The organism is Agarivorans sp. (assembly GCF_050295395.1).
Lineage (GTDB): Bacteria > Pseudomonadota > Gammaproteobacteria > Enterobacterales > Celerinatantimonadaceae > Agarivorans.
Genome location: NZ_JBNKPP010000123.1, coordinates 1 through 8,774, shown reverse-complemented (window position 1 = coordinate 8,774; position 8,774 = coordinate 1). Strand labels below are relative to the sequence as shown.

The following is an 8,774-nucleotide window of genomic DNA, read 5'->3' as shown; positions in this document are numbered from 1 at the left end:
GTTTCACTTAGAATGGTGAAGCTTTATCCATCCATCTCGTAGCGCAAATAGACCTTGGGATTTCAAGTAAGCATTCGATAATGCTTGTTGGATACCTGGTGTTTTTGAGCTCCTCCAAACAAGCACTTCAAATCGGATTCAAAATCATGTCGCATTTTTTGCAAAGCCCCGCAAAAAAGTCGCCATCAATTTCTCACTGTTTAAGTGGGCGATATAGACCAGCTTGCCGCTTACAGTAGTCGCTTATTCGAACGTTGTTGTATAATTGACATCGATTGATGTTAATTATACAACCTTGCTATTTATTGGGTTTTAGCGCCGACCTTTACCCCCAGTTTTTTACCCAGTCGAAACAGATTACCCCTATCCATTTGTAAAAACTGAGCCGCCTTCGCCCATACTCCGCCGTTCACTGCCAGCGCATGTTCAATTAATTGCTTTTGGTAGGCTAGCTGTGCGTCGCGCATCGATATTGATTGGCTGGGCAGGGCAGCGGGCAAGCCAAATGCTAGCTCTTGGGTTTTGTCATCTAGCTTTAACTCACTCATGAAGTGCTTAACCTCAATCACTTTTGATTGGGCGCGCATGGCATGCAAGCCCGCGCGCATTAAGCTATGTTCGAGTTCTCTTACGTTACCATGCCAAGGCTGAGCTTCTAAGAGCTGCAAAGCCTTAGGGTGAATGTGCAGAGTGCTAAGGTGAAACTGGCGGCGAATGTTGTCGAGTATGTAGCCCACCAATACCGGAATATCTCCTTCACGCTCACGCAGTGGCGGCACATGAATGGGAAACACTTTAAGCCGGTGGAATAGATCCGAACGAAAGCGTCCTTCGGTAACTTCTTGCTCTAAATCGCGGTTGGTGGCGGCAATTAAGCGTACATCCACCTGCAAGTTTTTGTCAGCACCTACGCGCTGAACTTCGCCCTGTTGTAATACGCGTAATAATTTGGCTTGTAAGGACAGGGGCAGCTCGCCAATTTCGTCTAAGAAAATGGTGCCGCCATCGGCTAATTCAAATTTACCTGCTCGCTGGTTATTGGCGCCAGTAAAGGCTCCTTTCACATGGCCAAATAACTCACTTTCTGCCAATGATTCTGGCAGCGCCGCACAGTTAACGTACACCATGGGTTGCTGGTTGCGTAAACTCTGCGCGTGAATTTGATGAGCCACCACTTCTTTGCCTGTGCCGGTTTCGCCGCTAATTAATACGGCATAGTTGGATTGAGCCACCGTGTGAATATTGGTTTTTAGCTGTTTTAGCTGAGGGCTAATGCCGATGAGCTTACCGCCTTTATTGCGGGCTTCGTCGATCAATAATTGGTTTACCGAACGTTGTTGCTGGTTGGCGCGGTTTAAGGCTTCAAACAGACTAATATTACGAATACTGGCGGCGGCTAAGGCAGCAAATGTGCTGATGGTATGATCACTAACATGGTCAAAGGCGGCCGGTTGGCGGGCATCGAAAGTAATGGCACCTACTAGGCTGTCGCCCACGTATAAACTACAGCCCATGCAAGAATGCACGGAAATTTCATGGTGAGGATCGTCACTAAATAAACCGTCGAAAGGGTCCGGTAGCGGAGAGTCGTCGGCAAAACGCACCGGTTGGCGGCTGGCTAAAATCATCGCCAATCTTGGGTGAAGCTCGGGCAAAAAGCGCCTACCTAGCACCTCGCTGGAAAGGCCTTTGCTCGCTACTGGCACCAGCTGTTGTTGTTGATCAAGAGTAAACAGCGCGCTGGCATCACAAGCAAGTACACGCTGTAGCGAGTCTATTAGTTTTTGATAATGTTGAGTTGATGGCACGCCGCTATTTAGCTCTAGTGCAATTTCAAGCAGCATTTGTTCGGTGGTTGGGGCGGCGGGAACTGGGCTCATGACATCTCGGCAGGTGCTAGGTTTAGTTGAATGATGTATTTATTACAACAATGCGTCAAGGCTTAAAAATAAAACCCAATACAATCAATATTTTATTAATTGGAACGGTTTGTGCAATGTTAGTGGTTTTGTGCGATAGCTTTATCGTACTGGTTTACCCGGTTTAGGTAGTGACAAACAATGTTGAAGATCACGGATAAAAGTGCCGAAGATAACACTCCCCCCTTATTACGTTTAGCCTTTAGGCCCTTCTTTTTGTTGGGTAGTATTTATGCCGTGCTGGCAATACTGATTTGGTTGTATGCCTTTCAACATGGCCAACCAAGCCAGTTGCAAGTGCCAGCATTATGGTGGCATGTTCATGAAATGTTATTTGGTTTCGCCATGGCCATAGTGGTGGGCTTTTTACTCACGGCGGTACAAAACTGGACTGGTATAGCCGGTACTCGAGGCCTTTATTTAGCGGCTTTGGTTTTGCTGTGGTTATTGCCTAGAGTGTTATTTTGGACTAATACACCGCTGTGGTTAATCAGTTCTATAGAGGCCTTGTTTCTGCTTGCGGCAGCCTATGCCTTAAGTCACAGAGTGCTGCGGACCAAACGTTATAAGAACCTTATTTTTGGCGGGTTTTTGCTATTAGCGACGGTGGCTAACTTTGCTAGCTATGCCACCATTAAAGGCATGCCTCCTTTTCCTTCCATTGCTGTGTGGCAGGCTATGCTGTGGTGGTTTGTGATGTTGATTTCCATCATGGGAGGGCGGGTGATTCCTTTTTTCAGTGCGCGTCGCTTAAACCATCCCAAGGCCGAGCCTTTATTGTGGCTTGATGGTATTGCTAATACCACGTTACTGCTGTTGTTTATTTTAAGTTTTTTCCCCTTAACCGATCACTTACTTAGCACATCTATCGTATTGTTGGCCGCGCTTAGCCAGTTAGTTCGTTGGTTGCGTTGGCGGCCGTGGTTAAGCCTTAAGGAGCCTTTGTTATGGTCGTTACAACTCGCTTATGGCTGTATTCCACTCGCCTTATTGATTAAAGGCCTAGCAATGTTAGGGCTAACGGGCAATGCCGTGTGGGTTTCGCATCAAATGATTCACATTTTGGCAATTGGCGTTATTGCTGGGCTGATCCTCGCCATGATAGTGCGAGTGAGCTTGGGGCATACCGGGCGTGAAGTGTATGCTGGCCCTAGCATGTGGTCAGCCTTTGCTGCGATTATGTTGGCGGCTTTATTAAGAGGCGCTGCTGTAGCTTTGTGGCCACAACATTTGTTGTTATTGGTGAATCTGTCGGGGGCCTTATGGGTGGCGGCATTTGGTCTATTTGTGATTAAATTTAGCCCCTTGCTATTAAGCCCGCGCGCCGATGGTCATCCTGGGTAATTTGTTTAGCGCTTAAGCCACGCCGCTTGTATCGAGATTTGCGAAATAAGCGGCGCGTTTATTAGTCCCAATCTTTCGCTCGTATTTCTTTAATGTAATCTACCACCGCCTCACTAATCACTTTTTTAATCCCTAAGGCAGCCTTTGTATGCGGGCTCCACAAAGAGACCGGAAAACGCACGTGATCTCTGATTTCATCACTTTGTAATTCGCATAAGTCTAATACTTGTTTAAGCTCATGAACGGTAATTCGGGGCAGCAAGGCGTAACCCATTCCCTGTTGCACCAGATTGATTAATAAAGCAATGTCGTCTACTTCTTCGATGTCGGGAGAGAGGCTAATTTTTTTCCCTAGGCCATCTTCTAAGTGCGATTTGAGAATCAGCTGGCGGTGAGTTTTTAAGCCCCCATAAACTTGCTGTTTACGTAGTTGAGTCAGCGGATGGTTAGTGGCTGCGTATAAACCAAAGCTCACATAGGCTAAAAACGTTGAGTTAAAGCTGTTTCTGGCGGTGCGTTCGTCAACATTGACTAAGCCGAAGTGGATCTCATCATCATCTATACCTTGCTTGATTTGATGCTGGTTACGAATGATAAAGTTCACTTTTAAGCTGGGGAAATGCTTCTCTAAGGCCAACCTTATTCTTACGATGACGTCGTTGGGCATGAAACTGCAATAGGCAAAGGTTATCGACTCTAATTCGCCGTAAGATAAACTTAAGGCCATTTTATCGAAGGCTTGGGCCTGCGCGGTAGTGAGTTTAGCGTAATGGTATAGCAGCTGGGCGTCTTTACTGGGAATGGTCCGTCGGCCAACCCGTTCAAACAAATCTACCGCTAATACATCTTCAAGATTAGTGATGACCTGGCCTACCGTGGTGCGATGTTTTCCGAGTTTCACAGCGGCTTCACTAAAGGAGCCATTTTCATACACAGCAACGAAAGTATGCAGCTGTTCCAAACTAAAATTCATGAGGGTTTGATCCGTCAAGTACGAGTGTGACTAGTGCAAGACTAGCATTAAGATGGCCGCTATTCCATCCAACTTATTAGTCATTTACGGTGAAAAATGAAATCAGCCAGTGAGGTTAGGCAAGCTGTTTTGAGTAGCAATGCGGCGATGTTGTCGTCAAGTCTGCGCTCAAATGCTCGCAACAATAGCGGCAATTCTGCGCTTAACCATAACGCATTCTCGCCAGGGGCCAAGGCTACATTGCCGGTAGCCTTCGCTAAACACGGTTTTAGTGCGGAATTCTCTGAGCAGGCCCATCACTGGTTTAGCCCCGAGCACTTTCGCTTAGGCGGCGACCATGCTTTGTATTATCACTTACGTTTACACGAATTTTTGCCAACCGCCTTGTGTAGCTCGGTGCAGCCTCATCGTCCGTTGGATATAGAGATTCAGCATCACTTAGGTCAGTTACTGCTGGCTGATGAGCCAGCTGGGCTTAGCTTGGAAAATTACATCATTCGTCCAGAGCAGCGTGTGCAGGGCTTGATGATGGTGCATCAGGGCAAAGTGGTTTACCAAGCTTATCCTGGTATGCAAGAGCATGACTTGCACGTGTGGTTTTCTATGTCACAAACCTTAGTGACTGTGGTAATTGGCCAACTGATCCTTGAAGGAAAGATAGAGCTAGACGCCACGATCAGTTATTACCTACCTAGACTGATGGGCAGCAATTGGGATCGGGTATCGCTGCGTCACGCGCTGAACATGAGTACCGGTTTAGACGTTGAAGACGGTTGTTATGCACACCAAGACTTGAGTGATTACGTGACTCAGTTCCATCGCAGCAAGTTTGCCCAAGCTAGCAGTAAGGCGATGTGTCTGTCTCAGTTTATCGAATTGATCGCCGAGGCCGAACCCTTACCAAATGAAAACGTTGGCCAAATTCATCGTTCTAGCTCCATTGTTAGCTGTTTATTAATGCATATTGCGGAAAAACTAGAACAGAAAACATGGGTAGATATTTTTTCCCAGCGAGTATGGGGCAAGTTGAACGCTGCGCGTTCCATGTATTTTGCGCTGCGACCTGAAAGCAATTTGGTAGCACAAGATTTAGCCCTTAGTACTTTAGAAGATGCGGCTAAGTTTGCCTTGCAGTTCACCCCAAGTTGGCAGGTTGCAGCGGCAGAGCAAATAGTTAACAGCGACTTATTGGCGCTGATCTACAACCAAGCGAACGCTAAGCAGGCTTTTGCTTTAGGGCGTCCGGCTCAGTTTGCTAAACACATTTTTAACCAGCAGCCCATCACCAACGCCTTTCAATTTGATGGGATTTTTGAAGATGGTGCCATGTATAAGCTCGGTCTAATGGGGCAGGGCATGTATATCGACCCAGCGCGAGATTTTGTGGGGGTGTATTTTTCGTCACGTGAAGAGGGGGCTTTGCTGCAGCAAGACAAAATGTTGGGGTATTTTCGCGAAGCGGCCAAACAGTTGGTTGTAAGTAAATTAGATACTAGCCCACTTGTTTAAGCAGAGAGACTAATCATGTCGAGTTTTATTCCTAAAGAGTTGGCCTTGGGGGAAGTTTATTTGCCCCCTTTGTTGATGGTGGTTTGCCTTGGTTACTTATTGGCTCGCTTTAGCATGCTGACTTTAGCCCGCCTCAACCTGCAGCGTTACATTGTATTGCCAGCCTTAGTTGAGCTGTGTTTCACCACCATATTTAGCGTATTGCTAAGTTTTTTTGTTATACCCAGTTAATTGTAGGTTACTGAAATGAAAGCCAAATTAGTTACTTTATTGATCGTTGCGGCAACCTTGGTTTTAGTAGCCGTTAAGTTTCAACATTATATTGAAAACCCTTGGACACGCGACGGTTACGTGCGGGCGCATATTGTGGAGGTGACTTCACGAGTGACCGGTCCTTTGGTAGCGCTGCATGTCACCGACAATACGCGAGTGAAACAAGGTGACTTGTTATTTGAAATTGACCCTCGGGTGTATCAAGTAGCGCTGGATAAAGCCAAGGCTAACTTTGCTCAAGCACAAGCCGCTTTAGAGCGCAGCCAAAACGAGCAACATCGAGGCCGTGCTTTAGAGCAAAGAACGCCGGGGAGTTTATCTACCCTAAGCTTAAATAACCTCGACAATGCCGTAGAGTCGGCTACTGCTAATGTTAAAGCCGCCCAAGCTGCGGTAAATGACGCCGAGCTTAATCTTGGTTTTACTAAAGTGTACGCCAGTACCGATGGTTACATTACTAATCTGCATTTGGCCTTAGGCGCCCAAGTGGTGGCTAACCAGCCGATTGTAGCGCTGATTGATGAAAATAGTTTTTGGATTGAGGGCTTTTTTAAAGAGACCGACATCGAGCAAATCGCCATGGGCGATGACGCGCAAATTACCCTAATGAGCTACCCTCACAGCCCATTTAGTGGCGTAGTGGAAAGCATTGGTTATGGTATTGCCCAGCAAGACGGTAGTACCGGCAGTTATATGTTACCTAACGTAAACCCTACCTTTCAGTGGGTTCGCTTGGCGCAACGTTTACCGGTAAAAATTAAAGTCAGTCAATTGCCTGATGATGTTCAATTACGCGTTGGCACTTCTGCTTCCATTATCATTAAAGGCGTTTAGCGCTGCTGAGTAAAAATGCAATGAGTACAGCAAATAAACAAGCCATTAAAGTCGCATTGTCCTTAACCTTGGCGATTGTTAGTGCGCTGGCCTTGGGTTGGGACAAGGTGTACTGGTCAGCCCTTACGGTAATCATAATGGCCAATAACGAAACCTATGGTCACTCTATTCGTAAAGGGCGTCATCGGGTGCTGGGGACAATTTTCGGCATTATTCTGGCCTTTGTTGCCTTGCAGTTGTTCTCGCAGGCGCATATTGCTTTTATTGCTTGTTATTTGTTGTTTGCCGCCACTATGTGTTATTTGGCCGACGACCAATATAACGGTTATCTGTTCCGCACCATCTTTACCGTGACTTCGATTATTTGTTTTTCTAGCGGCTTTAATGGTGATCTTTCGTTTAACTATGCCATCTTACGGATTCAGGAAACCCTATTAGGTGTTTTCTGTTTTTCTGCGGTATTTACGTTTATTTGGCCGGTGCGTACCGAGCAGGTGTTTTTTAACGGTTTAGCTAAGTTGTTGGCAGAGGCTAAGCAACAAGCTAAGTTGTTAGAGCAGCATTTAACTAAGTCATCTGATTTAGCTGGTGAGCCAGCAGAAGCGATACAAGAGCTAGATTTAGCCGCGTTAGCTAGCTTGAAAGAGTTGTTGTCTTTACCCCTGAGTGATAGCTATTTGTTACGTTATCAACAGGCACACTGGCAGCACTTTATCGAGCGCTTAGAGCTTAGCTTATTACAGCTTAATCAAGCCATCACTATGGCCAATCGTGGACAAATTCCCAGTCAAGAAGTGCCCGTTTTAGTGGTTGTTTTACAACGGTTTATTGGCCGTTTAGAGCGTCTATTATTGGCTGTTGACAAGCTAGATGTGAGTGTATTGGATAAGGTGGAAGATGCCTTAAGCTTAACTGATCAAGCAAGCAGTGATTTTGCTCAGCAATTGCTAGCGGCTGATAGCTATGCGGCAGAAGCATTGCAAAGAATACGCGGAGCTTATCGGCGACGCTGGCGTCACAATGGTGATATAGGCGAAAAAACTCAGCCTTGGTTAAAACGCTTGGCAAATGATGTTGAGCGAAGAATGCTGTTAGTATATAAAGTGGTGTTTTCGATCGGTGTTGGCTTTGCTTTGTGGATCTTCATTCCCTTGCCTGGCTCATTTATATTTCCCATGCTGTCGGCGTCATTTTCGTTTAATTTAGGGATTTATCCCAGTGAGGCGCTTAAACCGATCTTTTGGGGATTTATCATATCGGCCACTTTGGTGCTAACACAGTTTGTCCTGTTATTGCCCACCCTGAGTGAAATATGGCAGTTGGCCGCTTTTTACTTCATTAATACCTTGGTGATTTGGCGTGGTTGCTCCGCGCCTAAGCTTAAGGCCTATCAGATGATTGGCACTCAGATGTTGCTATCGCTGACTATGGGGGCAATGAGTGCTACGCCACACTATGATATGAACTCGCCATTTACCATGGTGTTATTAATACTGATTAGTTTAATGACGCTTCGTTTCTCGGTGATGTTTATCGAGCAATTGTTGCCGCTAAAGAGCCAGCAGGCTTAGGGCGGCAGCCTGAGTTAACACAGGTGCTTTGCCAAGTTATTGGTTACACTAGCAATATTATTCAGCCACTTAAGATAGCGCATGGAAGTTGAAGATATTTATCGCCGGGATTTAAATCTATTAGTGGCGTTGCGAATTTTGGTTGAGGAGCGCAGTGTCAGCCGGGCAGCAGATCGTTTAAATCTAAGTCAGTCTGCAATGAGTCGAGTTTTGGGTCGATTACGTGACTTGTTATCGGATCCTCTATTTACACGTCAAGGGCAGTATCTAATTCCGACTGAAAAAGCTTTATCAGTAAATAGGGCTTTAGGTGAACCTCTTGAGTCTCTTCGACAACTCTTGTCTCCAATC

Annotated in this window: 8 protein-coding genes; 6 read left to right on the top strand and 2 right to left on the bottom strand. The window is 46.1% G+C overall.

Annotated features, from left to right (window positions below):
• Positions 1-302: 302 nt before the first annotated feature.
• A complete protein-coding gene (norR, locus tag ACQY6Q_RS07275; protein WP_427979641.1) occupies positions 303-1,880 on the bottom strand; it encodes a nitric oxide reductase transcriptional regulator NorR in 1,578 nt (525 codons plus the stop codon).
• 180 nt (positions 1,881-2,060) lie between these two features.
• On the opposite strand from norR, the gene ACQY6Q_RS07270 reads away from it, so the two are divergent.
• The gene (locus tag ACQY6Q_RS07270) at positions 2,061-3,263 is read left to right on the top strand and encodes an NnrS family protein (protein ID WP_427979638.1); all 1,203 of its coding nucleotides are present in this window, start codon (positions 2,061-2,063) and stop codon (positions 3,261-3,263) included.
• 61 nt (positions 3,264-3,324) lie between these two features.
• Here the strand turns inward: ACQY6Q_RS07270 and ACQY6Q_RS07265 are convergent, their stop codons facing one another.
• The gene (locus ACQY6Q_RS07265) at positions 3,325-4,236 is read right to left on the bottom strand and encodes a LysR family transcriptional regulator (protein WP_427979636.1); all 912 of its coding nucleotides are present in this window, start codon (positions 4,234-4,236) and stop codon (positions 3,325-3,327) included.
• Positions 4,237-4,332: 96 nt separating this feature from the next.
• Between ACQY6Q_RS07265 and ACQY6Q_RS07260 the strand changes: the two genes are divergently transcribed.
• The 5 genes from ACQY6Q_RS07260 to ACQY6Q_RS07240 form a co-directional block, all read left to right on the top strand.
• Positions 4,333-5,745, top strand: a complete 1,413-nt coding sequence (locus tag ACQY6Q_RS07260; RefSeq protein WP_427979634.1) for a serine hydrolase domain-containing protein — start codon at positions 4,333-4,335, stop codon at positions 5,743-5,745.
• A gap of 15 nt (positions 5,746-5,760) precedes the next feature.
• Positions 5,761-5,976: a DUF1656 domain-containing protein gene (locus ACQY6Q_RS07255; RefSeq protein ID WP_055734526.1), complete on the top strand. Its 216-nt coding sequence runs from the start codon at positions 5,761-5,763 to the stop codon at positions 5,974-5,976.
• 15 nt (positions 5,977-5,991) lie between these two features.
• Complete coding sequence (locus ACQY6Q_RS07250) at positions 5,992-6,852, top strand: efflux RND transporter periplasmic adaptor subunit (protein WP_427979632.1); 861 nt, start codon at positions 5,992-5,994, stop codon at positions 6,850-6,852.
• 20 nt (positions 6,853-6,872) lie between these two features.
• Positions 6,873-8,423 (top strand): FUSC family protein, encoded by a 1,551-nt coding sequence (locus ACQY6Q_RS07245; protein ID WP_427979630.1) that lies wholly within the window; start codon positions 6,873-6,875, stop codon positions 8,421-8,423.
• Between the two features lie 81 nt (positions 8,424-8,504).
• Positions 8,505-8,774 (top strand): LysR family transcriptional regulator (locus ACQY6Q_RS07240; RefSeq protein WP_427979628.1); only part of this gene is annotated, 270 nt, incomplete at its 3' end.